The organism is Stenotrophomonas sp. CFBP8980, assembly GCF_034046095.1.
In the GTDB taxonomy this organism is placed as follows: Bacteria; Pseudomonadota; Gammaproteobacteria; order Xanthomonadales; family Xanthomonadaceae; genus Stenotrophomonas; species Stenotrophomonas lacuserhaii.
This window is the reverse complement of the sequence record NZ_JAXCXF010000009.1, coordinates 116,017-142,037: the sequence shown is the minus strand read 5'-3', so window position 1 is coordinate 142,037 and position 26,021 is coordinate 116,017. Positions and strand designations below refer to the sequence as shown.

The 26,021-nt window shown below is 66.9% G+C and carries 20 protein-coding genes; 11 read left to right on the top strand and 9 right to left on the bottom strand.

The window, feature by feature from the left end; genetic code table 11:
- Positions 1-409 precede the first annotated feature (409 nt).
- Positions 410-889 (bottom strand): tRNA (cytidine(34)-2'-O)-methyltransferase, encoded by a 480-nt coding sequence (locus SOM47_RS16745; protein WP_042614241.1) that lies wholly within the window; start codon positions 887-889, stop codon positions 410-412.
- Positions 890-1,009: 120 nt separating this feature from the next.
- Positions 1,010-1,483 (bottom strand): XAC0231 family protein, encoded by a 474-nt coding sequence (locus tag SOM47_RS16740; RefSeq protein ID WP_320506207.1) that lies wholly within the window; start codon positions 1,481-1,483, stop codon positions 1,010-1,012.
- Between the two features lie 369 nt (positions 1,484-1,852).
- Between SOM47_RS16740 and SOM47_RS16735 the strand changes: the two genes are divergently transcribed.
- Positions 1,853-4,705 carry a M16 family metallopeptidase gene (locus tag SOM47_RS16735; protein ID WP_320506206.1) on the top strand — a complete coding sequence of 951 codons (2,853 nt, stop codon included), beginning with the start codon at positions 1,853-1,855 and terminating at the stop codon, positions 4,703-4,705.
- A 141-nt stretch (positions 4,706-4,846) separates the two neighbouring features.
- On the opposite strand, the gene SOM47_RS16730 is transcribed toward SOM47_RS16735, so the two are convergent.
- Entirely contained in the window at positions 4,847-5,362 is a 516-nt protein-coding gene (locus SOM47_RS16730) for a DUF2059 domain-containing protein (protein WP_320506205.1), read from the bottom strand.
- Between the two features lie 135 nt (positions 5,363-5,497).
- Between SOM47_RS16730 and arfB the strand changes: the two genes are divergently transcribed.
- The 3 genes from arfB to dcp all read left to right on the top strand — a co-directional run bounded on the left by arfB (position 5,498) and on the right by dcp (position 8,821).
- Positions 5,498-5,929, top strand: a complete 432-nt coding sequence (gene arfB, locus SOM47_RS16725) for an alternative ribosome rescue aminoacyl-tRNA hydrolase ArfB (protein WP_042614237.1) — start codon at positions 5,498-5,500, stop codon at positions 5,927-5,929.
- 3 nt (positions 5,930-5,932) lie between these two features.
- On the top strand, positions 5,933-6,535 hold the full coding sequence (locus tag SOM47_RS16720) for a lysophospholipid acyltransferase family protein (protein ID WP_042614236.1): 603 nt from the start codon (positions 5,933-5,935) through the stop codon (positions 6,533-6,535).
- Positions 6,536-6,649: 114 nt separating this feature from the next.
- Positions 6,650-8,821, top strand: a complete 2,172-nt coding sequence (dcp, locus tag SOM47_RS16715) for a peptidyl-dipeptidase Dcp (protein WP_042614235.1) — start codon at positions 6,650-6,652, stop codon at positions 8,819-8,821.
- 122 nt (positions 8,822-8,943) lie between these two features.
- Here dcp and SOM47_RS16710 read toward each other — a convergent pair whose 3' ends face one another.
- Positions 8,944-9,390 (bottom strand): 3-dehydroquinate dehydratase, encoded by a 447-nt coding sequence (locus SOM47_RS16710; RefSeq protein WP_320506204.1) that lies wholly within the window; start codon positions 9,388-9,390, stop codon positions 8,944-8,946.
- A gap of 238 nt (positions 9,391-9,628) precedes the next feature.
- Between SOM47_RS16710 and lepB the strand changes: the two genes are divergently transcribed.
- Together lepB and SOM47_RS16700 are read left to right on the top strand one after the other, a co-directional pair.
- Positions 9,629-10,255 (top strand): signal peptidase I, encoded by a 627-nt coding sequence (gene lepB / locus SOM47_RS16705; RefSeq protein ID WP_320506203.1) that lies wholly within the window; start codon positions 9,629-9,631, stop codon positions 10,253-10,255.
- A 180-nt stretch (positions 10,256-10,435) separates the two neighbouring features.
- Positions 10,436-11,728 (top strand): MFS transporter, encoded by a 1,293-nt coding sequence (locus tag SOM47_RS16700; protein WP_320506202.1) that lies wholly within the window; start codon positions 10,436-10,438, stop codon positions 11,726-11,728.
- Here SOM47_RS16700 and SOM47_RS16695 read toward each other — a convergent pair.
- Positions 11,694-12,602, bottom strand: a complete 909-nt coding sequence (locus SOM47_RS16695; protein ID WP_192084742.1) for a LysR family transcriptional regulator — start codon at positions 12,600-12,602, stop codon at positions 11,694-11,696. The two genes, SOM47_RS16700 and SOM47_RS16695, sit on opposite strands and share 35 nt — an antisense overlap.
- Before the next feature lie 82 nt (positions 12,603-12,684).
- Complete coding sequence (locus SOM47_RS16690; RefSeq protein WP_057509260.1) at positions 12,685-13,650, bottom strand: LysR family transcriptional regulator; 966 nt, start codon at positions 13,648-13,650, stop codon at positions 12,685-12,687.
- A gap of 109 nt (positions 13,651-13,759) precedes the next feature.
- Between SOM47_RS16690 and aceB the strand changes: the two genes are divergently transcribed.
- From aceB to SOM47_RS16670, 4 genes are all read left to right on the top strand, one after another.
- The gene (aceB, locus tag SOM47_RS16685) at positions 13,760-15,397 is read left to right on the top strand and encodes a malate synthase A (protein WP_320506201.1); all 1,638 of its coding nucleotides are present in this window, start codon (positions 13,760-13,762) and stop codon (positions 15,395-15,397) included.
- A gap of 57 nt (positions 15,398-15,454) precedes the next feature.
- Positions 15,455-16,747 carry an isocitrate lyase gene (gene aceA, locus SOM47_RS16680; protein WP_042612293.1) on the top strand — a complete coding sequence of 431 codons (1,293 nt, stop codon included), beginning with the start codon at positions 15,455-15,457 and terminating at the stop codon, positions 16,745-16,747.
- Between the two features lie 171 nt (positions 16,748-16,918).
- Positions 16,919-17,962 (top strand): GGDEF domain-containing protein, encoded by a 1,044-nt coding sequence (locus SOM47_RS16675; protein WP_320506200.1) that lies wholly within the window; start codon positions 16,919-16,921, stop codon positions 17,960-17,962.
- Between the two features lie 12 nt (positions 17,963-17,974).
- Complete coding sequence (locus SOM47_RS16670; protein WP_320506199.1) at positions 17,975-20,512, top strand: putative peptide modification system cyclase; 2,538 nt, start codon at positions 17,975-17,977, stop codon at positions 20,510-20,512.
- On the opposite strand, the gene SOM47_RS16665 is transcribed toward SOM47_RS16670, so the two are convergent.
- A complete protein-coding gene (locus SOM47_RS16665) occupies positions 20,467-20,769 on the bottom strand; it encodes an NHLP-related RiPP peptide (RefSeq protein ID WP_320506198.1) in 303 nt (100 codons plus the stop codon). The genes SOM47_RS16670 and SOM47_RS16665 overlap by 46 nt on opposite strands.
- A gap of 132 nt (positions 20,770-20,901) precedes the next feature.
- Between SOM47_RS16665 and SOM47_RS16660 the strand changes: the two genes are divergently transcribed.
- Positions 20,902-22,074, top strand: a complete 1,173-nt coding sequence (locus tag SOM47_RS16660) for a putative peptide maturation dehydrogenase (RefSeq protein ID WP_320506197.1) — start codon at positions 20,902-20,904, stop codon at positions 22,072-22,074.
- Positions 22,075-22,398: 324 nt separating this feature from the next.
- On the opposite strand, the gene SOM47_RS16655 is transcribed toward SOM47_RS16660, so the two are convergent.
- Positions 22,399-24,381 carry an acetyl-CoA carboxylase biotin carboxylase subunit gene (locus tag SOM47_RS16655; RefSeq protein ID WP_320506232.1) on the bottom strand — a complete coding sequence of 661 codons (1,983 nt, stop codon included), beginning with the start codon at positions 24,379-24,381 and terminating at the stop codon, positions 22,399-22,401.
- A 26-nt stretch (positions 24,382-24,407) separates the two neighbouring features.
- Entirely contained in the window at positions 24,408-26,018 is a 1,611-nt protein-coding gene (locus SOM47_RS16650) for a carboxyl transferase domain-containing protein (RefSeq protein WP_042613706.1), read from the bottom strand.
- Between the last annotated feature and the right edge of the window lie 3 nt (positions 26,019-26,021).

Genomic DNA, 26,021 nt, shown 5'->3' with positions numbered 1-26,021 from the left:
TGGCTGTGCAGGACACGCCACAAGTACGTCCGTGTAGGCTCGCTTTTCGCATCCATGCGAAAAGACGGTCCTGCACAGCCACCCCGCCCCACCTTCGACAGGTCCATGGCGGCCATGGACAAGGCGGTGGGTTGGAAGGGTGGGAGAAACATGGGGTCAGAGTCCTTTCGCATAGCGAAAGGACTCTGACCCCTGCCTTTATTCTATTTTCAACGCGGGTGGCGGCCACCGGAACCTGTCAGGGGGTCGGGCGGTGGGGCTGGGCGGGGGCGTTGAGCGCCATGGATGGCGCGAAACGAGGCCCGCAGGAGCGGCTCTTGCCGTCCCCCGCCCAGCCCCACCGCCCGGCCCAGACCAAGGCTGCTGCTTTGAAGCCACCCGCGAGGGGGTCCCACCCGTTCGACACCCCTCACGCACCGCCGGCAAACCCGTGCTGGCGCCATGCCTCGTACATCACCACCGCCACCGTGTTGGACAGGTTGAGGCTGCGGTTGCCTGGACGCATCGGCAGGCGCAGGCGGCGGCCATCGGGCAGCGTATCCAGTACGTCCTGCGGCAGGCCGCGGCTCTCCGGGCCGAACAGGAATGCATCACCATCTTCAAACGGCACGCTGTCATGGCGGACGCTGGCGCGGGTGCTCAGGGCAAACAAACGGTTCGGTGCAATGCGGGCCAATGCCGTATCCAGGTCCGGATGAACCTGCAGGCGGGAATACTCGTGGTAGTCCAGGCCGGCGCGCTTGAGCTGCTTGTCGTCCAGTGCGAAACCCAACGGTTCGACCAGGTGCAGGTGCGCGCCGGTGTTGGCGCAAAGACGGATGACATTGCCCGTGTTGGGCGGTATTTCGGGCTGGAACAGCACGACGTGGAACGTGGGGACCTGGCTCATCGACGCAGTGTAATGCGCGGCGCGGTGCTTGGCGGCCTGCCGGGTCCTTGCGGGTAAGGGGACCCGGCGTTCAGGGGTTTGTCGAGGGGCGTATCGCAACGATCAGCATGTGCAGGTCACTCACGGACGAACCAGGACCGAAGCGGTTTCCAGCGCCAGCGCTTGCAGGTCGGCCTGGGTCGGGCGCACATGCACCACCGGCAGGTTGACGATGACGTTGTTGGCAAACGCGGTGGCCGCGTTGGTCAGGGCAACGGTGTAGCGCTCTGCCTGCAGTTCGGCAGCCAGGGCGACCTTCTGCTCCAGGCTCGGGCGGACTTCAACGGCGGCCAGAGTGGTGACCGGCATCGCAGCGGAGGCGGCGATGGCCTGGCCGTTGATCTCGGCCAGCTGGTCGGCGCTCGGGCGTACCTGCACTGCGGCCAGGGTCGGGATGCGGCTGCTGCTCTCCCAGGCCTGCTGGGCCAGCTGTTCGGCGTCCGGGCGGACCTGCACGGTCTGCAAGGTGCTGATGGAAGGTGCGGCCTGCACCGGCGAAACAACCGCAGTACCGGCAATCAGGGCGACGGCGATGGCGAGGATCTTGGTGTTCATGGCGGGGCCTGTTTAGTGTGTGTGGGCGGTGGTGTGGTAGTAAGGTAGTACACCGAAACTGGGCTTGCAAGAACAATCGTCAATTTCCCAGTGCGGTTCAGCGTGCAGTCAGTTTCATTTCGGTCGCTTCGAGCTGCGAGGTAGAGGGAGCAATCGCCGTGCCAAGTTTTAAAGCTTCAAAATCAATGATTTAGAAATATCCGAAGTGTCCGCTGTCCGGACACTTGTCCGCGCCAGTGCGCCCGGACAACAGCCGGGCACGCGGAAAACCTTGGGTTCGGTCGCTTCCAGCGTGTGACGCTTGGCCGATGCTGGTGTGTTGGCGCACGCGGTAGGATCGTCGTTTACCTAGATGACCAAGGATCAGCAATGACCTCCTCACTGCGTCCGCGCACTGCCCTGCTTGCCCTGGCCCTTGCCACCGCGCTGGGCGGCCTGGCGCCCGCGCCCCTGCTGGCCAAGCCGGCCGCAGCGGCCAAGGTCGACATTCCTTTCGAGCAGTTCACCCTGCCCAATGGCCTGCGCGTGGTGGTGCACACCGACCGCAAGGCGCCGATCGTGGCGGTCAATGTCTGGTACCACGTGGGTAGCAAGGACGAACCCGCCGGCCGCACCGGCTTCGCGCATCTGTTTGAACACCTGATGTTCCAGCGCAGCGAAAACCACGACGGCGAGTACTTCGAACCCTTCAAGCAGGTCGGTGCCACCGGCCAGAACGGCACCACCAACACCGACCGCACCAACTACTTCGAAAACGTGCCGACCACTGCGCTGGACATGGCGTTGTGGATGGAATCCGACCGCATGGGCCACCTGCTCGGTGCGATCGACCAGGCCGCGCTGGACGAGCAGCGCGGTGTGGTGCAGAACGAAAAGCGCCAGGGCGAGAACCAGCCGTATGGCCAGGTGTGGACCCAGCTCAACCGCGCGCTGTATCCGAAGGGCCACCCGTATCACCACAGCGTCATCGGCTCGATGAACGACCTCAACGCGGCCTCGCTGGATGACGTCAAAACCTGGTTCCGGACCTGGTACGGCCCCAACAACGCGGTGCTGGTGCTGGCAGGCGACATCGACCTGGCCACGGCCAAGGAAAAGGCAGCGAAGTATTTCGGCAGCATCCCGGCCGGCCCGAGCATGGCGCAGCCGGAGGTGGACGTGGCGCAGCGCGCCGCCGACAGCCGCGAAGTGATGACCGACAAGGTGCCGCAGGTGCGCATCTACCGCGCCTGGAACGTGGCCCAAGTCGGCACCCGTGACATCGACGAACTGCAGCTGCTGGGCCAGGTGCTGGGCGGGGCGAAGTCATCGCGCTTGGGCAAGCGGCTGGAGCACGAAGAGAAGCTGGTGGACAACATCAGCGCCGGCGCCTACGCCTCGCAGCTGGGTTCCAACTTCATGGTGATGGCCACGGTGAAGCAGGGCGTCGACCCGGCGCGCGTGGAAGCGATCATCGACGAAGAGATCGACCGCCTGGTCGCTGAAGGCCCGTCGGCGGACGAACTCAGCCGCGCCAAGACCGCCTTCCGTGCCAGCTTCATCCGCGGCATCGAACGCATCGGCGGGTTCGGCGGCAAGGCCGATGCGCTGGCCGAATGCACCGTCTACACCGGCGACCCGGGCTGCTTCCGCGATTCGCTGAAGAACATCGATGGCGCCAGCGTCGCTGACCTGCGCGCGGTCGGTGGCAAGTGGCTGGGCACCGGCAGCCACACCCTGGTGGTGGAACCGGGCCAGCGCGTGGCGCTGGAAGAAGAAGCCTCGCAGAGCCCGAAGCCGTTCGAAGTGCCGGCCGTGGATCCGAAGTACACCACCCTGCCGGCCCAGGTGGACCGTGGCACCGGCGTGCCGCAGACTCGGCAGTTCCCTGAACTCAAGTTCCCCGAACTGCAGCGCGCCACGTTGAAGAACGGCACGCGGGTGATCCTGGCAGAGCGCCATGAAATCCCGGTGGTGCAGTTCAGCTATCAGTTCCCGGGCGGCTTCAGTGCCGATCAGGACCGTAAGCCGGGCACTGCCAACTTCGCCATGGGGCTGATGACCGAAGGCGCCGGCAAGCTCGGCTCGCTGGCCTTCGCCGATGCCGCTGACGCGCTGGGTGCGGACATGAGTGCGTCGGCCGGGCTGGACTTCAGCACCGTCGACCTGTCAGCGCTGAAAGAGAATCTGGCGCCGTCGCTGGGCCTGTATGCCACGCTGCTGCGCCAGCCGCGCTTTGACCAATCGGAGATCGACCGGGTCAAGGGCAGCTGGATCGCCGGAATCGCGCAGGAAAAGGCCAACCCCACTGCGTCGGCGATGCGCGTGCTGCCGCCGCTGCTGTACGGCAAGGGCCACCCGTATGCGATTCCGTTCACCGGCAGTGGTGACGAGGCGGCCATCGCCAGCCTGACCCGCGATGAGCTGGTCGATTTCCACCGCGACTGGCTTCGCCCGGAAGAGGGCACCCTGATCGTGGTCGGCGACACCACGCTGAAGGAAATCGTGCCGCTGTTGAACCGCCAGCTGGGCGACTGGAAGAGCGAAGGCCCGGCACCGAAGGTGAAGGCGGCCGTTGATGTGGCCGTGCCGACCCGCCCGCGCGTGTTCCTGATCGACCAGCCCGGTGCGGTGCAGGCGAACCTGTTCGCCGGCCAGGTGGTGCCGTCTTCGGTGGATCCGGGTTCGGTCCGCTTCGACATCGCCAACGGCGTCCTGGGCGGCGACTTCACCTCGCGCCTGAACATGAACCTGCGCGAGGAAAAGCACTGGTCCTACGGCGCCCGCAGCAGCGCCAGCAGCACCGTCGGCCAGCGGCCGTGGATGGCCATGGCACCGGTGCAGATCGACAAGACCGGTCCGGCACTGGCGGAAATGCGCAAGGAAATCGCCGAGTTCGCCGGTGGTCAGAAACCAGCTACCGCCGCTGAAGTGCAGCGCATCCGCAACATCCAGACCCTGAGCCTGCCCGGTGCGTATGAAACGGCCAGTTCGGTGCTGGGCACGATCGGCAGCCTGGTGCAGTTCCAGCGTCCGGACGACTACGTGTTCCAGCGCAAGGCGGCCATCGAAGCGATGACCCCGGCGCAGGTGCAGCAGGCAGCCGCGGCGATCAAGCCGGAATCGTTGACCTGGGTGGTGGTCGGCGACCTGAAGCAGACCGAAGCACCGGTCCGCGCGCTGAACCTGGGCGAAGTCAGCATCATCGATGCCGACGGCAACCCGGTGAAGGCAGCGAAGTAAGAGCGCGCGCCCCGGTAGTGACGGCCGCTGGCCGTCACGTGGGACGGCCCCGCATTTGGTGGGTGACGACCGTTGGTCGTCACGCTCTGCAGCAGGAAGCGTGACGACCCACGGTCGTCACCCACCTACGCTCACACACCGTTACTTCTTGGTCGGCTCGTTGACGATGGTTTCCAGGTCCTTCTGCAGGTCCGCGAACAGCGGCTGCATGCGCGCCTGGATGGCCACCATCACGTTCTGCATCAGTGCCGGGGTCTTGTCGAGCAGGCTCTGACCAGCCGAACTCTCGTAGAACTCGGCCATCGCCAGCACGTCTTCCTTGCTGAAGGTCTGCTTGTACAGGTCCACGTACATCGGCCGCAGCTGCTGCCAGGACAGCGCCTGGCGCAGGGTCTGTGCGGTGCGCGCCTGGATGCGTTGCAGCTGTTCTTGCTGCTGCGGGGTCAGCTGGCGTTGCTGGGTGACCTGTTCGAACTGCTGGCGCTGCATGGTCTCGATCTGCGGCAGCATCGAATCCAGCATGGCCTGCGCGCGCGAGGCCGACAACAGGCGGTTGATGTCGCCATCGGTGGGCGGCGCGGCCAGCGCAGGAACGGACGCAAGGGCAAGCGCGAGCAGCAGGGCGGTGCGGTGCAGGCGGCGGGAAAGGCGGATCATGCGGACGTCCTTCGGGGATGATGACGCCAGCATACCGCCCGCGCTGGCGAAGGCGACGTGTTGGGGACCTGATCGTGGTGGAACGGCTCGCGATACCGACAGCCAACCGTCACCGGCTACCGTTACAATGGGCCCATGGGTATTGGTCCAGTGGTCATCTCCGCGCAGCTTGTGATCCCCGACGATGAACTCGTCGAGCGGTTCGTGCGTGCAAGTGGCGCCGGCGGCCAGAACGTCAACAAGGTATCGACGGCGGTGGAGCTGCGTTTCGATCTGGCCGGCTCGCCGTCGCTGCCCGAGCCGTTGCGTGCGCGCCTGCTGGTGCGCCGCGACCGGCGCGTGACCGGCGAAGGCGTGCTGGTCATCGACGCGCAGCGTTTCCGTACCCAGGACCGCAATCGCGAGGATGCGCGCGAGCGGCTGGCCGAGTTCATCCGGGCAGGGCTGAGCGTGCCCAAGCCACGCAAGGCCACCAAACCAACCTACGGGTCGACCCTGCGTCGCCTGGACGCCAAGAAAGGCCGCGCGCAGGTCAAGCGCGGTCGCACAACCCGCAACTGGGAGTAAGCCTTGAATCATCCTTCGCCGCTGCTGCCACCCGTGCCGCCGAACATGCCGCAGGTCAAGCCGAATGCCTTCATCCGCTGGATCGCGCGCAGTGCGCTGCGCCTGCGCGGCTGGAAGGTGGTCGGCACCCTGCCCGACGTGCCCAAGGTGGTGATGATCATCGCCCCGCATTCGTCCAACTGGGATGGGTACTGGGGCATGGCAGTGAAGCTGGCGCTGGGCCTGGACGTGCGCGTGCTGGGCAAGGCCTCGCTGTTCTGGTGGCCATTGGGGCCGCTGCTGCGCAAGCTGGGGGTGATCCCGCTGGACCGCAGCTCGCCGCAGGGCACGGTGGAACAGGCGGTGGCGGTGATCCGTCGCTCGGAAAGGATGTGGTACGCGATCACCCCGGAAGGCACCCGCAAGAAGGTGACCCACTGGAAGGCCGGCTTCCTGAAGATCGCGCGGATGGCCGACGTGCCGATCCTCGCCGCCTACTTCCATTATCCGGACAAGACCATCGGCTTCGGGCCGCTGTTCCATGCAACCGGCAACGACGCGGCCGACATGGCCAGCATCCGCGAGTACTACCGCCCGTGGATCGGCAAGACCCGCGGCACGGTCTGAGCGGCCACAGCGTGGCAGCGCAGGCGCCACGTCCGGCACATGCCGCCACAGCGCCGTGGGAGTAGGCTGGAAGGCTGGCGGTCAGTCCTGATCGCCCCCCGAGGAGCCTTTTGCATGTCGCGTACCGTCATCCTGGCCGCCGCCATCAGCCTGGCGCTGGCTGCCTGTTCCGGCAAGGAGTCCACCCCCGTGTCCGAAGCCCAGAACGCCCCGGCCCAGCAGCCGGCCGATGCCTCCACCAACCCGCTGCTGAGCGCGAGCACGCTGCCGTTCCAGGCGCCGCCGTTCGACAGGATCCAGGACAGCGATTACCTGCCGGCCTTCGAGGAAGGCATGCGCCAGCACCTGGCCGAAGTGCGCGCCATCGCAGATTCCAGCGAGCCGGCCACCTTCGACAACACGATCGTGCCGATGGAGCGTGGCGGTGAAACGCTGACCCGCGTCTCGCGCATCTTCTTCGGCCTGGTGCAGGCCGATACCAACGATGCGCGGCAGAAGATCCAGGAAGAAGTGGCGCCCAAGCTGGCCGCCCACCAGGACGAGATCAACCTGGACCCGAAGCTGTTCGCCCGGGTGAAGTCGCTGTACGACCAGCGCGCCTCGCTCGGCCTGGATCCCGTGCAGACCCGCCTGGTGGAGCATTACTACGACGGCCTGGTGCGCGCTGGTGCGCAGCTCAACGACGCCGACAAGGCCAGCCTGCGCAAGCTCAACGTGGAAGAAACCACGCTGTCCACGCAGTTCCACACCCGTCTGGTCGCCGCCACCGCCGCCGCCGCCGTGGTGGTGGATGACAAGGCCAAGCTGGCCGGCCTGAGCGAAGACGCCATCGCCACCGCCGCCGCCGATGCCACCGCGCGCAAGCTGGAAGGCAAGTTCCTGCTGCCGCTGCAGAACACCACCCAGCAGCCGGTGCTCGGTTCGCTGAGCAACCGCGAACAGCGCGCCGCCGTGCTGGAAGCATCGGAAACCCGCGCCCAGCGCGGCGATGCCAACGACACCCAGCAGACCGTGCAGCGCCTGGCCCAGTTGCGTGCGCAGAAGGCCAAGCTGCTCGGCTTCGCCACCTACGCCGATTACAACCTTGGCGACCAGATGGCCAAGACCCCGGCTGCCGCGCTGAAGCTGCTGACCGACACCGTGCCGGCCGCTACCGCCAAGGCGCGCGCCGAAGCGGCGGACATCCAGAAGGTCATCGATGCGCAGCATCCTGATGCAAAGTCGGGCGGCTTCAAGCTGGCCGCTTCGGACTGGGACTTCTACGCCGAGCAGGTGCGCAAGGCCAAGTACGACCTGGACGAGTCGCAGATCAAGCCGTATTTCGAACTGGACAACGTGCTGCAGAACGGCGTCTTCTACGCCGCCACCCAGCTGTACGGCATCACCTTCAAGCCGCGCACCGACATCCCGACCTACCACGCGGACATGAAGGTGTATGAGGTGTTCGACAAGGATGGCACCTCGCTGGCGCTGTTCTACACCGACTACTTCAAGCGCGACAGCAAGTCCGGTGGCGCCTGGATGGACGTGTTCGTTGAACAGGACGGCCTGACCGGTGCCAAGCCGGTGGTCTACAACGTGTGCAACTTCACCAAGCCGGCCGCGGGCCAGCCGGCGCTGCTGAGCTTCGACGACGTCACCACGCTGTTCCATGAGTTCGGCCACGCGCTGCACGGCATGTTCTCCAACGTGAAGTACCCCTCGATCGCCGGCACCGCCACCTCGCGCGATTTCGTCGAGTTCCCCTCGCAGTTCAACGAACACTGGGCGCTGGACCCGAAGGTGTTCGCCAACTACGCCAAGAACTACAAGACCGGCGAGCCGATGCCGCAGGAACTGGTCGACAAGATCCTCAAGGCACGCAGCTTCAACCAGGGCTACGCCACCACCGAATACCTGTCGGCGGCGCTGCTCGACCTGGCCTGGCACACCCAGAAGGCCGACGCACCGCTGCAGGACGTGGGCAAGTTCGAAGCAGCGGCGCTGAAGAAGTTCAACGTGGACCTGGCCCAGGTGCCGCCGCGTTACCGCACCAGCTACTTCGACCACATCTGGGGTGGCGGTTATTCGGCCGGTTACTACGCCTATTTCTGGGCTGAAGTGCTGGACCACGATGCCTTCCAGTGGTTCAAGGAGAACGGTGGCCTGACCGCCGCCAACGGCCAGCAGTTCCGCGACAAGGTGCTGTCGCGCGGCAACAGCGTGGAGCTGAGCCAGCTCTACCGCGATTTCCGCGGCAAGGACCCGTCGGTGGAACCGCTGCTCGAGTTCCGCGGCCTGAAGTGAGTTGAACGAACGGCGGGGGAAACCCCGCCGTTCTGCTTTCCGCTCCGGCACCACGATGCCTGACGCAGGCCGCGCTCCGCGCTCGCCGAGCATGGCTCGGTGCTACCGGTTTCCGTGCTGGCTCACGTTCCTACGTGCACGCGCTCGGCGCGCTCGGCCAGGCCCAGGTGATCCAGCGCGATGTCCAGCGCCAGCACGTAACTCTGCGCCCCGTACCCGGCTGCGATGCCCAGCCGCTGGCCGATGCCATCGGGCAACCACGGCTCCGCCACCGCACCGTCGTCGTGCATTTCCACATACGCGTTATGCAGGTGCGGCAGCAGCCGCTGCAGCCGCATGCTGTGCGCGCACGCACCCGGGTCCAGCAGGGTCACCTCGCCGCGTGCATGGTCGGCCACGCGCAGCGCATCCAGCAGTTCCTGCTCGGACCCGCAGGCACGGATCGCCACGCTGGTACCGGCATCCACCGCGCGGTGCACCAGCGTTTTAAGCACCAGTGCGGGCAGCGGCTCGGCGGTGCGGATCAAGGTGCCGGATGCTTCCGGGCCACGGATGATGAAGATCGACATGGGGCAGCAACCACAAGCAAGCGCCCGAGGCGCGGTAGGCACACGATGCGCGCACCGCCCGTAAAGCCTCCATGGCGTGCGCGGCGACCGCACGTAAATTCTCCGTAGCGGTCGGGGTCAGAGTCCGGGGTCAGAGTCCTTTTCGCGTAGCGAAAAGGACTCTGACCCCTTTTCTGTCGTCCAGGGAACCGAACCGCCCTTCCCACGGTCTTACCCCCACACCTCCCGGAGCTTCGCCATGGATGCCATCGCCCGCCCTCCCGTTACCCAACGCGCGCTGCACTGGCTGAAGAAAGAAGCACTGCCGCTGCTGGTGATGCTCGGCCTGCTGGCCGCCGCGCGCGATACCCTGGCCAACCACTACGTGGTACCCAGCGGTTCGATGCAGCCCACCCTGGAACCGGGTGACCGCGTGGTCGTGGACATGCGCGCGTATGGCCTGCGCCTGCCGTTCACCCAGCACGCGCTGATGGACGTGGGCGCCCCGCAGCGTGGCGAAGTAGCGGTGTTCGATTCCCCCGCCGATGGCACCCGGCTGATCAAGCGCGTGGTGGCCGTGGCCGGCGACCGCGTGGACGTGCGCAACGGCCACCTCAGCATCAACGGCCAGCCGCTGCAGCAGGCCGGCAACCCGGCCGCGGAACAGTTCGGCAGCCGCATCGCGCAGCTCGGCCTGGACATGGGCGGCGGCCCGGACGTGGACGGCGTGGTGGTGCCGGACGGCAAACTGCTGGTGATGGGCGACCATCGCGGCAACAGCTTCGACGGCCGCTTCTTCGGCTTCGTCGACGCCGACAAGGTCTATGGCAAAGCCGTGGCCGTCTACTACCGCCGCGGCGAAGGCGTGGAGTGGCTGCACCTGTAACGGAGAGAGAGTGAGGGCTCGGTAGTGACGACCGCTGGTCGTCAGCCCTTGCCCTTTTGCCGCCATCCATACGCAGAACATATCAATCCGTACCCATCAGGTTATGGATCGACTCGATGACTGGGGCTAGCCTGACCGCATCCCCGCACCCCGGCCGCCTCCCACGGCCCTCCCGATCCCATGAACGGCGATACCGCGGCCGCCCTCGAGCGCCGCATCCCCCCAAGTCCCCCGACCGCGCCCGCAGACGCGGCCACCCACATCGAACAAGGCACGCCCGCGTTCCGGCGCACCGCGGTGGCCCTGTTCCTGGCCGGCTTCTCCACCTTCGGCCTGCTGTACACCGTGCAGCCGCTGCTGCCCGAGTTCAGCCGCCACTTCGGCGTGTCCGCCGCCAACAGCGCCCTGGCGCTTTCGCTCAGCACCGGCCTGCTGGCGGTGATGATGCTGATCGCCGGCCTGGTGTCCGACCGCGTCGGCCGCCGCAACGTGATGATTACTGCGCTGCTGGCCTCCACCGTGTTGTCTGCCGCCAGCGCGCTGGTGACAGACTGGACCACGATGCTGGTGCTGCGCGCGCTGCTCGGCGTGGCGCTGAGCGGCGTGCCGGCCGTGGCGATGACCTATCTGGTCGAAGAGATGGACAGCCGCGCGATGGGCCTGGCGATGGGCCTGTACATCGGCGGCAACGCGGTGGGCGGCATGAGTGGGCGCTTGATCGCCGGCATCATCGCCGACCACTGGGGCTGGCGCTGGGGCATCGGCGTGGTATCGCTGATCGCCGTCGCCAGCACCCTGCTGCTGTGGATGCAGCTGCCGCCCTCCCGGCACTTCCAGAGCCGTCGCGGTGGGCTGCGCCAACTGCCCTCGCGCTGGCGCCAGCTGTTCGCCGATCCCGGCCTGCCGTGGCTGTTCGCCACCGCGTTCCTGCTGATGGGCGTGTTCGTCACTACCTACAATTACCTGGGCTACCACCTGCTGGCACCGCCGTATCGGCTCAGCCAGACCGTGGTCGGATTGATCTTCAGCGTGTACCTGGTGGGCACGTTCAGTTCGGCCTGGATGGGTCAGCAGGCGATCCGCCATGGCCGCGGCCGCGTGCTGTCGATCAGCTACGCCCTGATCATCGCCGGCATCGTGCTGCTGGTGATGCCGTGGCTGTGGACGATGGCGATCGGCATCGCACTGGTCACCTTCGGCTTCTTCGGAGGCCATTCGGTGGCCAGCAGCTGGGTCGGCAGCCGTGCCGGCGCGATCCGCGCCGAAGCATCCGCGTTGTATCTGTTCTCGTACTACCTCGGTTCCAGCGTGCTGGGCGCGGTGGGCGGATTGGCCTACACCGCGTGGGACTGGGTCGGCGTATGCGCGTTCACCGGCCTGCTGACCGTGATCGGTGCCGGCATCGCCTGGAACCTCTGGCGCCGCTTACCAGCCGTCACTACCGACCAAACTCCGCCTGCAGCAGCGCAGTGAAGTTGCGGATCAACGGCGTCACCCCTTCCCGCCGCCACACCAGCTGCACTTCCGAATGCGCGCCCTGGTCCCCCAGCGCCACGAAACACGCGCCCTCGATCTGGATGTGGTCGCATGACGAGGGCAGGATCGCCGCGCCCAATCCCGCCGCCGCCAGGCTGATCAGCGTGGACGCCTCACCGGCCTCCTGCACGATGCGCGGCGTGAACCCTGCCGCCGCGCACAGCGCGATCATCTGGTCGTGGATGCCGGCGCCCACGCTGCGGTGGAAGCCCACGAACGGTTCGTGCGCGAACTGCTGCAACGGCAGTACCGTGCTGGCCGGGTCACGCCCGCGCAGGGCAGGGTGGCCGCGATGCAGCACCAGCGCCAGCGGATCAGTAAACAGGCTGTGCGCCACCAGTTCCGGCGGCAGCACGCGCTTGCGGATGATGCCCACGTCCAGCCGGTTTTCCAGCAGCGCATCGATCTGCTGCAGGGTGTTCATCTCGCGCAGCCGCAAGCGCACCTGCGGGAAACGCTCGCGGTAACCAAAGATGGCGCGCGGAATCTGCGGCACCAGCGGCGTGGCGCGGGTCAAGCCGATGTGCAGTTCGCCCTGCTCGCCGCGCTGCACCCGCTGCGCCTCGTCCACCGCCGCGTCCACCTGCTGCAGGATCGCGCGGGCCTTCACCTGCAGCAGCGCCCCGGCTTCGGTCAGCTGCACCCGCCGATGACTGCGCACGAACAGTTGCGCGCCAAGCAGTTGTTCCAGCTGACGGATCTGCTGGCTCAGCGGAGGCTGTGACATGCCGAGCCGCTCGGCGGCCTGGCCGAAGTGCAGGGTGTCGGCCACGGCGAGGAAGTAGCGGAGATGGCGGAGTTCGATCGACATGGGGGGATTGTAGAGAGGGACGAGGACAGCCAGGACGAAGCGCGTAATGACATGACGGCCCGCGGCCGTCAATACCAACTTCTCAGCGTTCGGAGTGGCCGCTCTGGTCGTATTCGCGGGGCGAGAACAGTTCGGGCTGGATCATTTCGACGAAGGCGCGGGCCTGCGGGGACAGGGCTTTGCCGCGGCGTACGATCACCCCGTAGCTGCGCTCCGGGAACCATTCGCGCATGGAGCGCGCCACCAGCTTGCCGGGGTCGGCATCGTTGAGGCACAGCGCTGGCACGATGGAGATGCCCATGCCCATCGCCACGTACTGCTTGATCACTTCCCAGCCGCCCACTTCCAGCGCCACGGTGTAGGGCAGGCGGTGGCGCTGGAATACCTGGTCCACCAGCCGGTAGGTGATCTGGCGCTTCGGCGGCAGCACCAGCGGGTGCTTGGAGATCGCCTCCAGACTCAGCGTGCCGCGCGCCAGCGGGTGGTCGTGCGGGGTGATCAGCATCTGCTCGAAGCGGTAGGCCGGGGCGTAGCTCAGGTCGGCCGGCACGTCGGTCATCGATCCCACCGCCAGGTCGGCGGCGTCGTCGCGCAGCAGGTCGGTGCCGTCGGCGCTGATGGCGTTGTGCAGGGTCAGCCGCACGTCCGGGTGCAGCTGGCGGAAGCGCTCGATGATGCGCGGCAGCAGGTAGAGGATGGTGGAACTGTTGGCCGCGATGTTCAGCTCGCCGGCGTCCATGCCGCTCACCTTGTCGCGGAAGCGTGCCTCCAGTCCGTCCAGGTCCTCCACCAGCGGCTGCGCCATTTCGAACAGCAGTTGGCCCTCGCGGCTGGGGACCAGGCGCCGGCCGCTGCGTTCGAACAGCACCACCCCCAACTCCCGCTCCAGGGCCTGCAACTGCTGGCTGATGGCCGGCTGGCTGACAAAAAGTGCCTCCGCCGCGCGTGAAACCGAGCCCAATCGCACCGTCTGGCAGAACGCCCGCAGCGGCTTCAGCCGATCAGATTTGTAGGAAAAACGAGGACTTGGCGGCGGGCGTGTGGGCATGGTGTAGCGAGTATAAGCACAACTTATCCAATGCATTGCAATAACTGCTTTGTCAAATACCTGGGCCGGGAAGCACGGTAGGGTCGTCCCTCGCTGCTGGAGTATCCCGATGTCCGCCGTTGCTTCCGCCATCCCGTCGCCGCCTGCCAAGCCCACCCCGGGGATCACCCTGACCACCCAGGTGGCCGGCCAGTCGGCGCTGTTGCCGGCCCCGCTGCTGGCCCTGCTGGTGTCCCTGCACCGTGCGGTGGAACCCGGCCGCCAGGCCCGTTTGGCCGCCCGCGTGCAGCGCCAGGCGTTCTTCGACCAGGGCGGGCTGCCGGACTTCCGCGCCGATACCGCGCCGATCCGCGCCGAGGACTGGAAAGTGGCGCCGCTGCCGGCCGCGTTGCTGGACCGCCGCGTGGAGATCACCGGCCCGACCGACCCGAAAATGGTCATCAACGCGCTGAACTCCGGGGCGAAGGTGTTCATGGCCGACTTCGAAGACGCCACCGCGCCGACCTGGCGCAACCTCCTGGCCGGCCAGCAGTCGCTGATCGGTGCGGTGCGTGGCGACCTGCAGTTCACCGCCCCGGCCAGCGGCAGCAAGCCGTCCAAGCACTACATGCTGCGTCCGTATGAAGAACGCGCCGTGCTGATCGTGCGCCCGCGCGGCTGGCACCTGGACGAAAAGCATGTGCTGGTGGATGGCCAGCGCCTGGCCGGCGGACTGTTCGACGCGGCGGTGTTCGCCTACCACAATGCCCGCACGCTGATGGCCAACGACCGTGGCCCGTACTTCTACCTGCCCAAGCTGCAGAGCATGGAAGAGGCGGCGCTGTGGGAAACCGCGCTGTCGCACATCGAAGGCATGCTCGGCCTGCCGCACGGCCAGATCAAGGTCACCGTGTTGATCGAAACGCTGCCGGCGGTGTTCGAGATGGACGAGATCCTGCACGCGCTGCGCGATCGCATCGTCGGCCTGAACTGCGGGCGCTGGGATTACATTTTCTCCTACCTGAAGACCTTCCGCCGGCATGCCGACAAGGTGCTGCCCGAGCGCGGCCAGGTGACCATGACCCAGCCGTTCCTGAAGGCTTATTCGGAACTGCTGATCCAGACCTGCCACCGCCGTGGCGCACATGCGATGGGTGGCATGGCGGCGCAGATCCCGATCGGCAACGATGCGGCCGCCAATGAACAGGCGATGGCGCGGGTGCGCGCGGACAAGCTGCGCGAAGTGACCGCCGGCCATGACGGCACCTGGGTCGCGCACCCGGCACTGATCCCGGTGGCGATGGCGATCTTCGACGAGCACATGCCCGGCGCGAACCAGCAGCACGTGCTGCGCCAGGACGTGCGCGTGGACCGCGACCAGCTGATCGCACGGCCGCCGGGCAGCATCAGCCGCGCTGGCTTCGAAGGCAACGTGGAAGTCTGCGTGCGCTACCTGGCGGCATGGCTGGATGGCAACGGCTGCGTGCCGATCCACAACCTGATGGAAGACGCGGCCACCGCCGAGATCAGCCGCAGCCAGCTGTGGCAGTGGCTGCATACCCCCGGCCAGCAGCTGGACGACGGCACCGCCATCGATGCCGCGCTGCTGGACAACGCCCTGGCCCAGCTGCCGGCCCGCCTGGGTGACCGCGCCGCACTGCCCGGTGGCGGCCGCGTAGACGAAGCGATCGCCCTGCTGGCCGAGCTGAGCCGCGCCGACGAACTCAACGATTTCCTGACCCTGCCGGCCTACGCACGCATCGACTGACGCCTGCGCCGGCCCGCTCTTCCTTCCTGCTGTAGCAATGACGAACTGGAGATAGACATGAGCACGCTGCCCACTGCCGAACAGATCCAGCACGACTGGGACACCAACCCCCGCTGGCAGGGGATTGAACGCAACTACACCGCTGCCGACGTGGTGCGCCTGCGCGGCACGGTCCACGTGGAGCACTCGCTGGCCCGGCTGGGGGCGGAAAAACTGTGGACCTACCTGCAGGAAAAGGACTTCGTGAATGCGCTGGGGGCGTTGACCGGCAACCAGGCCATGCAGCAGGTGAAGGCCGGCTTGAACGCCATCTACCTGTCCGGCTGGCAGGTGGCCGCCGATGCCAACCTGGCCGGCCAGATGTACCCGGACCAGTCGCTGTACCCGGCCGATTCGGTGCCCGCGGTGGTCAAGCGCATCAACAACACCCTGCTGCGCGCCGACCAGCTGCACCATGCCGAAGGCAAGGACGAGATCGACTTCCTGCAGCCGATCGTGGCCGATGCCGAGGCGGGCTTCGGCGGCGTGCTGAACGCCTTCGAGCTGATGAAGGCGATGATCGAAGCCGGTGCCGCCGGGGTGCACTTCGAAGACCAGCTGGCCTCGGTGAAGAAGTGCGGCCACATGGGCGGCAAGGTGCTGGTGCCGACCCGCGAAGCCATCGAGAAGTTGAACGCGGCCCGGCTGGCGGCCGACGTGCTGGGCGTGCCGACCCTGCTGGTGGCGCGTACCGATGCCGAGGCGGCCGACCTGCTGACCAGCGACATCGATGCCAACGACCAGCCGTTCGCCACCGGCGAGCGCACCACCGAAGGCTTCTACAAGACCCGCAACGGGCTGGACCAGGCGATCAGCCGCGGCCTGGCCTACGCCCCCTACGCCGACCTGGTGTGGTGCGAGACCGGCAAGCCGGACCTGGAGTTCGCGCGCCGGTTCGCCGAGGCCATCCACGCGAAGTTCCCGGGCAAGCTGCTGGCCTACAACTGCTCGCCCAGCTTCAACTGGAAGAAGAACCTGGACGACGCCACCATCGCAAAATTCCAGACTGAAATCGCCAAGTACGGCTACAAGTTCCAGTTCATCACCCTGGCCGGCTTCCATGCGTTGAACTACTCGATGTTCAACCTGGCCCACGGCTACGCGCGCCGCCAGATGAGCGCCTTCGTGGAGCTGCAGGAAGCCGAGTTCGCCGCCGCCGACCGCGGCTTCACGGCGGTCAAGCACCAGCGCGAGGTGGGTACCGGCTACTTCGATGCGGTGACCCAGGCGATCCAGCAGGGCCAGTCCTCCACCACCGCCCTGACCGGGTCCACCGAGGAAGAGCAGTTCAGCGCCGGCCGCGCGGCCTGATGTGAAGAAGGGAAAGGGGCGGCCACACCCCTGGCCGCTCCCACCCGCAGCCCGCGTTCAACCCCCTGATATTCCACGCACGGATGCAGGAAAATGGGACGCAGCGCACAGTTGCAAGCGGTGATATGCTCCGCACCTCAGGATGGGAAGTCTGATCGGCGGGGCAGGGGAATGACTGGCAGGGGTGCGGTCGTAGACGGGGTGGAACGATCAGGCATTGCCACCACGGCGATGGCTGAAATCGTGCACGCCGTCCTCAGCCCGGAAGAGTTCGACCTGTTCGCCCGCTTCGCCCACCGACGCACCCTGCGCGCAGGCGATTGCCTGTTTCGTCGCGGCCACCGCGGCAGCAGCATGTTCGTCATCGCCCAAGGCGAGATCGAACTGGATTTCGGTGAAGACCTGGTGCTCAAGCGCCTGGCGGGCAGCGAGTTCTTCGGCGAGCTCGGCCTGCTGATCGGTGACCACCTGCGCAGCGCCGATGCGCGCGCCACCTGCGATACAGATGTGCTGGAACTGGGCCATGTCGATTTCCATCGGCTGGTGGAAACCGAGCCCGGCCTGATCGCCTATTTCCTGCGCCGTACCATCATGCGCGTGGTGGGCAACGAACAGGCGCTGATCAGCCAGCTGCGGCGCCGCAACCATGATCTTGAAACCGCGCTGGACAACCTGTACGTGACCACCCACCAGCTCCGCGATACGCGCGAACTGGTGCGGACCGACGAACTGACCGGGCTGCACAACCGGCGCGGACTGGCGCTGTACCTGCAGGAATGCCGGGCGCACGAAGACGGCCCGGCGCAGGGCCTGCTGCTGATCGACTGCGACCGCTTCAAGCAGATCAACGACGAGTTCGGCCACCAGGCCGGCGACCGCGTGCTGCAGAGCGTGGCCAATATCCTGCGTTCGATGGCCGGTACCGAAGACCTGGCCTGCCGGCTGGGCGGCGATGAGTTCTGCCTGCTGCTGCGCCGTGCCAACGCGGAGATCGTGCAGCATGCCGCCGAGTTCGTGCTGACGGCCGTGCATGGCCTGATCGAACGCAGCCACGGCACCCCGCACGTGTGCTTGCTGAGCATCGGCGCCAGCCTGGTGCACCCCACCGCCGACTGGAGCGAGTGGTACGCCAACGCGGACCGTGCGCTGTACCAGGCCAAGCGGGATGGCGGCGACCGGCTGTGCTGGCCGCACGACGTCGTCGAAACCGGCTGAGCGGAGATTCCCATGAACGGTGGCACGGAAGCGACCTCCCACGTCCCGCAGCTGCGCGCGCTGCTGTTCACCGACCTGTGTGATTCCACCACGCTGGTGGAGCGTATCGGCGATGCGGCCGCCGCCGAACTGTTCCAGCAGCACGACCGGCTGGTACTGGCGATGCAGCAGCGCTGGCGCGGCCAGCAGATCGACCGCTCCGACGGCTTGTTCGTGCTGTTCGAGCGGCCGGTGGATGCGCTGGGCTTCGCGCTGGATTACCAGCAGGCGCTGCGCCAGCTCGGCCAGGCCAACAAGGTGCCACTGCTGGCGCGCGCTGGCCTGCACGTTGGCGAAGTGATCCTGTGGAACAACAGTGCCGAAGCGATCGCGCTGGGGTCCAAGCCGGTTGAAGTGGAGGGCCTGGCCAAGCCGATGGCCGCGCGCCTGATGCAGCTGGCGCGGCCGGGACAGGTGCTGTTGTCGGCCACCGCCGAATCGATGGTGCGCCGGGTTGCCGACAGCCTGGGGGAGGTCGGCAAGGGGCTGAAGTGGAAGTCGTACGGGCGCTGGCGGTTCAAGGGCGTGGCGCAGCCGATGGACGTGTATGGGGTCGTTTCCGAGGATGTCCCGGCGGTGGGTCGCCCGCGTCCCACGCCCAAGGCGATCCGCGATATCCCGTTCTGGCGCCGGCCGATGGCGATGGCGGCCGAAGCGATGTTCGCGGTGGTGCTGGTGCTGGGGGGCTGGCTGCTGCTGCGGCCGCAGCCGGCGATCGCCTTCGCCGAGCGCGACTGGGTGGTGCTGGCCGACGTACGCAACATGACCGGCAACAGCCTGCTGGATGATTCGATGGACCTGGCCCTGCGGGTCAGCCTTGAACAATCCCGCTACGTCAACGTGCTCAGCGACCTGAAGGTGCGTGACACCGAAGCACGCATGCGCCGCAATCCCGATGCTCCGCTGGACAGGAAGGCGGCAGTGGAAGTGGCGATCCGCGAGGGCGCCCGTGCCGTGCTGATTCCTTCCATCGCCGAGGTCAACGGACGCCTGCGCGTGGCGGTGGAAGTGGTGCAACCGCGCGATGGAGTCACGGTGTTCACCGAGTATGCGGACGGACGTGGGCTGGAGTCTGCGCTGCGTTCCACCGATACCGTCGTCGCCTCGTTGCGCACGCGCCTGGGTGAAGCCCTTTCCGACGTGCACAGCAATGCCTTGCCGCTGCCGCAGGTCATCACGCCGAACCTGGATGCACTTCGCGCCTACGCCGAAGGCAGCAACGCACTGGCAGACCGGCGTTACAGTGAGGCACTGCAGTTTTTCGAGCAGGCGCTCAAGCTCGACCCGGAATTCGCCTTCGCCCACGTCGGCAGGATGCGGATCCACATGGCGCGCGGCGAGGTCAACCAGGCCATGGCGTCGTACCGCAGCGCAGTGGCGCTGCGCGAACGGCTGCCCCCGCGCGACGTGTTGTACCTGGAAGCCTGGGGAAAGCAGCTGGACGGTGCACCGATCAGCGAAGTTGCCGCGAAATGGAAGATGCTGACCGATCTGTACCCGGACTACTACGCCGGCTACATGAATCGAGCGCGCGCGCTGTACTCGCTGGGCGACTACACCAATGCCCTGAACGCGGCCCGTCGCCTGCTGGCCACGCAGAATCCGATGCGATCGGTGGCCCATGATTTCGTCGGCCGTATCGAATTGGCGATCGGCCGCCACGACACCGCGCGGCGCCACTTCCGCACCGCCAATACGCTGGCCGGACGTACCGCCAGCACCCGCCTGGGGATCGTCTACGCGGTGGAGGGGGACATGCCCGCCGCGCTGGCCAACATCAAGGACGTGCAGGCCTCCAACATGGGCCAGCAGCTCGAACGCGCTGCGGTGCTGGTGGACGCCAACGATGCGTCCAGTGCGATAGCAGGCCTGCAGACCCTGCGTGATGGCTGCGGCGAAGAGGTCATGTGCACCCTGGTCGACGTGGTGGTGAAGAACCTGCAGGGCATGGGCGGGGTGCAGCACCGCGGGTATCGGCACGACATCCTGAAGCTGCTGCATGAACTGGATGGCGAGGTGGCCGTTCCGGACCAGCAGGAAGTGGCGTTCATCGTGGCCGCAACCGCCTACGTGGCACAGCGAGGCGAGCACTCACTCGGCAACCTGCTGCCGCTCATCAAGCGGCAGATCGCCACGCGCGGCGGTGATCGCTCGGCGCAGATGCTGGTGATCGTCGAAGCAACGCAGGCCCGCCTTGATGGACATCCGGAGCGCGCGCTGGCGATGCTCAAGCCGATGGTCGACGGACGCGAGCTCTACCAGGTGCATGCCGCGTTGCGCGACGCCTATCTTGCGATGGACGATGCCGCCAGCGCGCTGGTCGAACAGAAATGGCTCGCGCGCCATCGTGGCCTGGCCTATGCCGAAGACAACGGCAACTACATCCTGCAGGCACTGAACGTGCGCGACAGTCACGACCCACGCGGACAGCCGGCCCGTGGGCCGGCCGCGCTGGCCGTGGCGGCTCAGCCTTCCAATGCTTCCTGGACCTTGCCGGCTTCGAAGCAGTAAGGCACATCGAACGAGCCGCGCAGGGCGACATGTGCCTGCAGCTGCTGCGATACCGAAGCGAACTCTTCCTTGCTGGCCAGCGCCTGCACCGGGTCGCACACCGGTCCGGTGAGGTCGGCGACAACACCGAGGCCAGCAAGTGCCTCGGTCGGGCTGGCCGCGAACGCGGCACGGAACGCGTCATCGTTCTGCAGGCGGTCCAGCAGCGTGGCGGCCTGTGCCGGCGTCAGCGGGGTACGTGCGGGGGGAGTTGCCATGGTCGTCGTCCTGGTTGGGTTGGCTCAAGTAGGCTATAGCGGCATATCCGTGCAGAGGTTTAGCAGAGGATGGCTGCATCGGCGCGATGGGTTGCAGCCTAGAATTGTGCAAGCCTCCTGCTGGACATCTTCATGCGCTTCCGCCGCTGTTCCATCCTCATGATGCAGGTCAAGGAAGACCGTGGACTGGATCTGCAGTCCGTGCTGCAAGGACGCGCCGAGCTGCAGACCTTCCTGGCCTGGCAGGCGTTGGCCGGCCATCTGGATGAGCCGGTCACGCTGAGCGAAGAGGAGGTCAGCGCCTTGGGCAGGATTCCCCAGGAAGAGTGGAGCGAAGCCGATGCCTACGAGGGTTGCGAGCAGATCCTGCGCGGATTGATCCTCAAGGGCCTGGTGATCAGCGATGAAGAAAACGCCGCCGGCTTCGGCGACGCCGATGCGCGCGTGCGGGCCTTGAACGGGTGGCCGCTGACGGCGCTGGCACATCGCGCGGGGCGCTGGAGGGGCGTGGACAGCGCCCATGAAATGCGCAGCAACAACCTGGTCACCGCGGTGGAACTGCATGGCCGTTACGGCTCGCCCCCGGCGGCGGTCAGCCACCACGAAGGCACGCCCATCCCGCTGCCGGTCGCCGTGGATGAGGACTTCGATGAACTGATGTCGCGCCGGGTCACCTGCCGCAATTTCGATCCGGACCGCGCGCTGCCGCTGCAGACCGCAGCGAGGATACTGAAGCGCACGATCATGGCGCACGCGGTGATCCAGCCCGCCCCGGACATGCAGATCCTGAAGAAGAACATTCCCTCCGGCGGGGGCCTGCATCCGCTGGAAACCTATGCGGTGGTACGCAACGTGGAGGGCCTGGAAAATGGCATCCATCACTACGATCCGATCAGCCACTCGCTGCGCCGCCTGGCCGACCAGCCGGCCGACCTTGATGCCCGCGTCCGGCTGATGCTTGCGGGCCAGGACTGGTTCGTCGATGCCGCGTTGCACCTGATCCAGGTGGCGCGTTTTTCCAGGAATTTCTGGAAGTACCGCAGCCACCCCAAGGCGTACCGGGCGATCCTGCTCGATGCCGGCCACCTGTCGCAGCAGCTTGCGATCAGTGCGACCCTCGAGGGGGTCGCCTCCTACGTAACGGCCGCGATCAACGAGTTCGACATCGAGGACACGTTGAAACTGGACGGGATAATGGAAAGCCCGGTGATGATGTGTGGCATCGGCTGGCGCGCGCAGCAGCTGACCACCACCGAATTCGATCCCGCAGAACGGATCTGGATCAACGGCAAGCAACCCCGATAACGGCAGCGCCGAGCCACGCTCGGCGGCTCTTCGTTCCGTGCCCTGACACCATCCGCCGACCATGGGTATGCCGGTCGTCCTGACCGGCACCCTTCGGGCCGTCGCAGGCGACGTTGGCAGCGGCTCCTGCCGCTGCTTTCGGCGCTACCAGGACCGAAGGTTCCATGGCCCCCATGGACCTGTCGAAAGTGGGGCGGGGTGGGTTGGCGGGGGCGTTGAGCGCCATGGATGGCGCGAAACGAGGCCCGCAGGAGCGGCTTTTGCCGTCCCCCGCCAACCCACCCCGCCCCGCCAACCCACGACCTCGCCGCTTCTGACGTAGCGCTAAATAGGCTCGAAATCCACCAGCACCGCGCCGTCGACCACCTGTTCCCCGGCCTTCGCTCGGTAGCCATGCACGGTGCCGTCGGCCGGCGCGGCCAGGGTGTGTTCCATCTTCATCGCCTCCAGCACTACCAGCGGCGTACCGCGGCTGACCTTGCTGCCCGGTTCCACCAGCGTGGCGACGATCCTGCCCGGCATCGGTGCCAGCAGGCTGCCGGCATCCGCCGTGGCCTGCTCGGACTCGCCTACCGGGTCATGCACGGTGAAGCGCTGCTGCCCTTGCGGGGTGAAGAGGTACACCTGGCCCGCATCGCGCAGCACGCCCGCACGCCACCGTTGTCCATCCAGCGTCACGTCCAGCTGGCCGTCGGCGAAGCGGCCACTCGCCTGCTGCGCCGGCTCGGCATCGCGCTGCACCCGCCAGCCGCCCGGCTGTGTCCACACCTGCAGCGTGTGCTGGCGCTCGCCCTGCTGCAGCGGCAGCAGGCGCGAGGCTGAAGCGCCGATCCGCCAACCGTCCTGTGCCTGCCACGGTGAGCGCGGATCGCGCGCATCAACCTCCGCACTCGCCGTAGTGACCGCCGCGGCAATCGCCGCCAGCGTCCACAGCGCTTCATTGCCCGCCGCGGGTGCAGCCAGCGCATCCTGCTCGCGTTCGATCAACGCGGTGTCCAGCTTCGCCTGCGAGAACGAACCGGTGCCCACCAGCCGACGCAGGAAGCCGGCATTGGTGGTCACGCCCACCACCTGGCAGGCGGCCAACGCCTGCTGCATGCGCCGCAACGCCGCCTCGCGGTCCACGTCCCAGACGATCAGCTTGGCGATCATCGGATCGTAGAAGGGGGTAATGGTGTCGCCCTGTTCCACGCCCGTATCCACGCGCACGTTCGCGCTTTCCAGCGGCAGGCGCAGGTGGCGCAGCGTGCCGATGGAGGGCAGGAAACCTTTGTCGGCGTCCTCGGCATACAGCCGTGCTTCCAGCGCATGGCCGTGGATGGCCAGCTCGTCCTGGCGCTTGGGCAGCGGCTGGCCGGCGGCCACGCGCAGCTGCCAGGCCACCAGGTCGGTGCCGGTGATGAACTCGGTCACCGGGTGTTCCACCTGCAGCCGGGTGTTCATTTCCATGAAGTAGAAATCGCCCTCCGGCGAGGCGATGAACTCCACCGTGCCGGCGCCCACGTAACCCACCGCGCGCGCGGCATCCACCGCCGCCTTGCCCATCGCAGCGCGACGCTCGGCGGTCATCCCCGGGGCGGGTGCTTCTTCCAGCACCTTCTGGTGGCGGCGCTGCACCGAGCAGTCACGCTCGAACAGGTGCACCACGTTGCCGTGGCCATCGCCGAACACCTGGATCTCGATATGGCGCGGCCGCAGCACGTACTTCTCGACCAGCACGTGATCATTGCCGAAGGCCGAACGCGCTTCGCGCTGGCAGCTGGCCAGCGCCTCGATGAAGGCCGCGCTGTCGTCCACCCGGCGCATGCCCTTGCCGCCGCCACCGGCGCTGGCCTTGATCAGCACCGGGTAGCCGATCGCATCGGCCTGTTCGCGCAGGAACTGCGGGTCCTGGTTGTCGCCATGATAGCCCGGGGTCAACGGCACGCCGGCCTGCTGCATCAGCGCCTTGGCCGCACTCTTGTCACCCATCGCGCGAATGGCGCTGGCTGGCGGACCGATGAACACCACGCCGGCAGCCGCGCACGCGTCAGCGAAGGCCGCGTTTTCAGACAGGAACCCGTAGCCGGGATGGATCGCCTGGGCCCCACTGCGGCGGGCCGCCTCCAGGATTACATCGGAACGCAGGTAGCTTTCCGCCGCCGGTGCCGGACCAATCGCGATGGCTTCGTCGGCCAGCCGCACATGACGCGCATTGCGGTCGGCATCGGAGTACACCGCCACCGTGGCGATGCCCAGCCTGCGGCAGGTTGCAATGACGCGGCAGGCGATCTCGCCGCGGTTGGCGATCAGGATCTTGGTGAACATCATGGAAGGCTCGGTCATGGCGCAGGTCACATGCGGAACACGCCGAAGCGTGTCTCGCGGGCCGGGGCGTTGAGGCTGGCCGACAAGGCCAGGGCCAGCACGCGGCGGGTGTCGGCAGGATCGATGATGCCGTCATCCCACAGCCGCGCGCTGGCGTAGTAGGGGTGTCCCTGTCGTTCGAACTGGTCGCGGATCGGCGCCTTGAAGGCGTCCTCCTCGTCGGCGGCCCAGGCACCGCCCTTGGCTTCGATGCCATCGCGCTTGACCGTGGCCAGCACGCTGGCGGCCTGCTCGCCGCCCATCACCCCGATGCGTGCGTTGGGCCACATCCACAGGAAATTGGGCGAGTAGGCGCGGCCGCACATGCCGTAGTTGCCGGCACCGAACGAACCGCCGATCACCACCGTGAACTTCGGCACCTTCGCACACGCCACTGCCATCACCAGCTTCGCACCGTCCTTGGCGATGCCGCCCTGTTCGTACTTGCGGCCCACCATGAAGCCGGTGATGTTCTGCAGGAACACCAGCGGGATGTTGCGCTGGGTGCACAGTTCGATGAAGTGCGCGCCCTTCAGCGCGGACTCGGAAAACAGGATGCCGTTGTTGGCGATGATGCCCACCGGGTAACCGTGCAGGTGCGCAAAGCCGGTGACCAGGGTGCTGCCGTAGCGCGGCTTGAACTCGTCAAACCGCGATCCGTCCACCAGCCGGGCGATCACTTCGCGCACGTCGAACGGCTTGCGCGTATCGGCCGGGATCACCCCATACAGCTCATCTGCCGGGAACAGCGGCGCTTCCACCGGCTGCAGCGCCATCGCAGGCTCCGGCTTGCGCCAGTTGAGCTGGGCGATGATCGCGCGCACCCGGGCCAGCGCCTGCAGGTCGTTGTCGGCCATGTGGTCGGCCACGCCGGAAAGCCGCGTATGCACGTCGGCACCGCCGAGGTCTTCGGCGCTGACCACTTCACCGGTGGCGGCCTTCACCAGCGGCGGGCCGCCGAGGAAGATGGTGCCCTGCTCGCGCACGATCACCGTTTCATCGCTCATCGCCGGCACGTAGGCGCCGCCGGCGGTGCAGCTGCCCATCACGCAGGCGATCTGCGGGATGCCCTGGGCGGACAGGTTGGCCTGGTTGTAGAAGATCCGGCCGAAGTGGTCGCGGTCCGGGAACACCTCGTCCTGCAGCGGCAGGAACGCACCGCCGGAATCGACCAGGTAGATGCACGGCAGGCGGTTCTGTTCGGCGATCTCCTGCGCCCGCAGGTGCTTTTTCACCGTCATCGGATAATAGGTACCGCCCTTGACCGTGGCATCGTTGGCCACGATCACGCATTCCACGCCGCTCACCCGGCCGATGCCGGCCACCACGCCGGCGCAGGGCACCGCGTCTTCGTACATGCCGTGCGCCGCCAGCGGGGCGATTTCCAGGAAGGGGCTGCCGGCATCCAGCAGCGCATCGATGCGTTCGCGCACCAGCAGCTTGCCGCGCGCGGTGTGCTTGTTGCGTGCCGCCTCGCTGCCGCCCAGCGCGGTACGCGCCAAGGTGGCATGCAGGTCATCGACCACCGCCTGCATGGCGCTGCGGTTGCTTTCGAAAGTTTCGCTGCCGGCTTGCAGCTGAGTGTTCAGAGTGCTCATGGA

Coding starts and splice junctions, on each gene's coding strand:
- lepB (WP_320506203.1), top strand. CDS start 9,629: ATGGATGCCATCGCCCGCCCTCCCGTTACCCAACGCGCGCTGCACTGG.
- SOM47_RS16740 (WP_320506207.1), bottom strand. CDS start 1,483: ATGAACACCAAGATCCTCGCCATCGCCGTCGCCCTGATTGCCGGTACT.
- SOM47_RS16655 (WP_320506232.1), bottom strand. CDS start 24,381: ATGTTCACCAAGATCCTGATCGCCAACCGCGGCGAGATCGCCTGCCGC.
- SOM47_RS16670 (WP_320506199.1), top strand. CDS start 17,975: ATGAACGGTGGCACGGAAGCGACCTCCCACGTCCCGCAGCTGCGCGCG.
- SOM47_RS16675 (WP_320506200.1), top strand. CDS start 16,919: ATGACTGGCAGGGGTGCGGTCGTAGACGGGGTGGAACGATCAGGCATT.
- dcp (WP_042614235.1), top strand. CDS start 6,650: ATGTCGCGTACCGTCATCCTGGCCGCCGCCATCAGCCTGGCGCTGGCT.
- SOM47_RS16700 (WP_320506202.1), top strand. CDS start 10,436: ATGAACGGCGATACCGCGGCCGCCCTCGAGCGCCGCATCCCCCCAAGT.
- aceB (WP_320506201.1), top strand. CDS start 13,760: ATGTCCGCCGTTGCTTCCGCCATCCCGTCGCCGCCTGCCAAGCCCACC.
- arfB (WP_042614237.1), top strand. CDS start 5,498: ATGGGTATTGGTCCAGTGGTCATCTCCGCGCAGCTTGTGATCCCCGAC.
- SOM47_RS16660 (WP_320506197.1), top strand. CDS start 20,902: ATGCGCTTCCGCCGCTGTTCCATCCTCATGATGCAGGTCAAGGAAGAC.
- SOM47_RS16665 (WP_320506198.1), bottom strand. CDS start 20,769: ATGGCAACTCCCCCCGCACGTACCCCGCTGACGCCGGCACAGGCCGCC.
- SOM47_RS16695 (WP_192084742.1), bottom strand. CDS start 12,602: ATGTCGATCGAACTCCGCCATCTCCGCTACTTCCTCGCCGTGGCCGAC.
- SOM47_RS16650 (WP_042613706.1), bottom strand. CDS start 26,018: ATGAGCACTCTGAACACTCAGCTGCAAGCCGGCAGCGAAACTTTCGAA.
- SOM47_RS16710 (WP_320506204.1), bottom strand. CDS start 9,390: ATGTCGATCTTCATCATCCGTGGCCCGGAAGCATCCGGCACCTTGATC.
- SOM47_RS16730 (WP_320506205.1), bottom strand. CDS start 5,362: ATGATCCGCCTTTCCCGCCGCCTGCACCGCACCGCCCTGCTGCTCGCG.
- SOM47_RS16735 (WP_320506206.1), top strand. CDS start 1,853: ATGACCTCCTCACTGCGTCCGCGCACTGCCCTGCTTGCCCTGGCCCTT.
- SOM47_RS16690 (WP_057509260.1), bottom strand. CDS start 13,650: ATGCCCACACGCCCGCCGCCAAGTCCTCGTTTTTCCTACAAATCTGAT.
- SOM47_RS16745 (WP_042614241.1), bottom strand. CDS start 889: ATGAGCCAGGTCCCCACGTTCCACGTCGTGCTGTTCCAGCCCGAAATA.
- aceA (WP_042612293.1), top strand. CDS start 15,455: ATGAGCACGCTGCCCACTGCCGAACAGATCCAGCACGACTGGGACACC.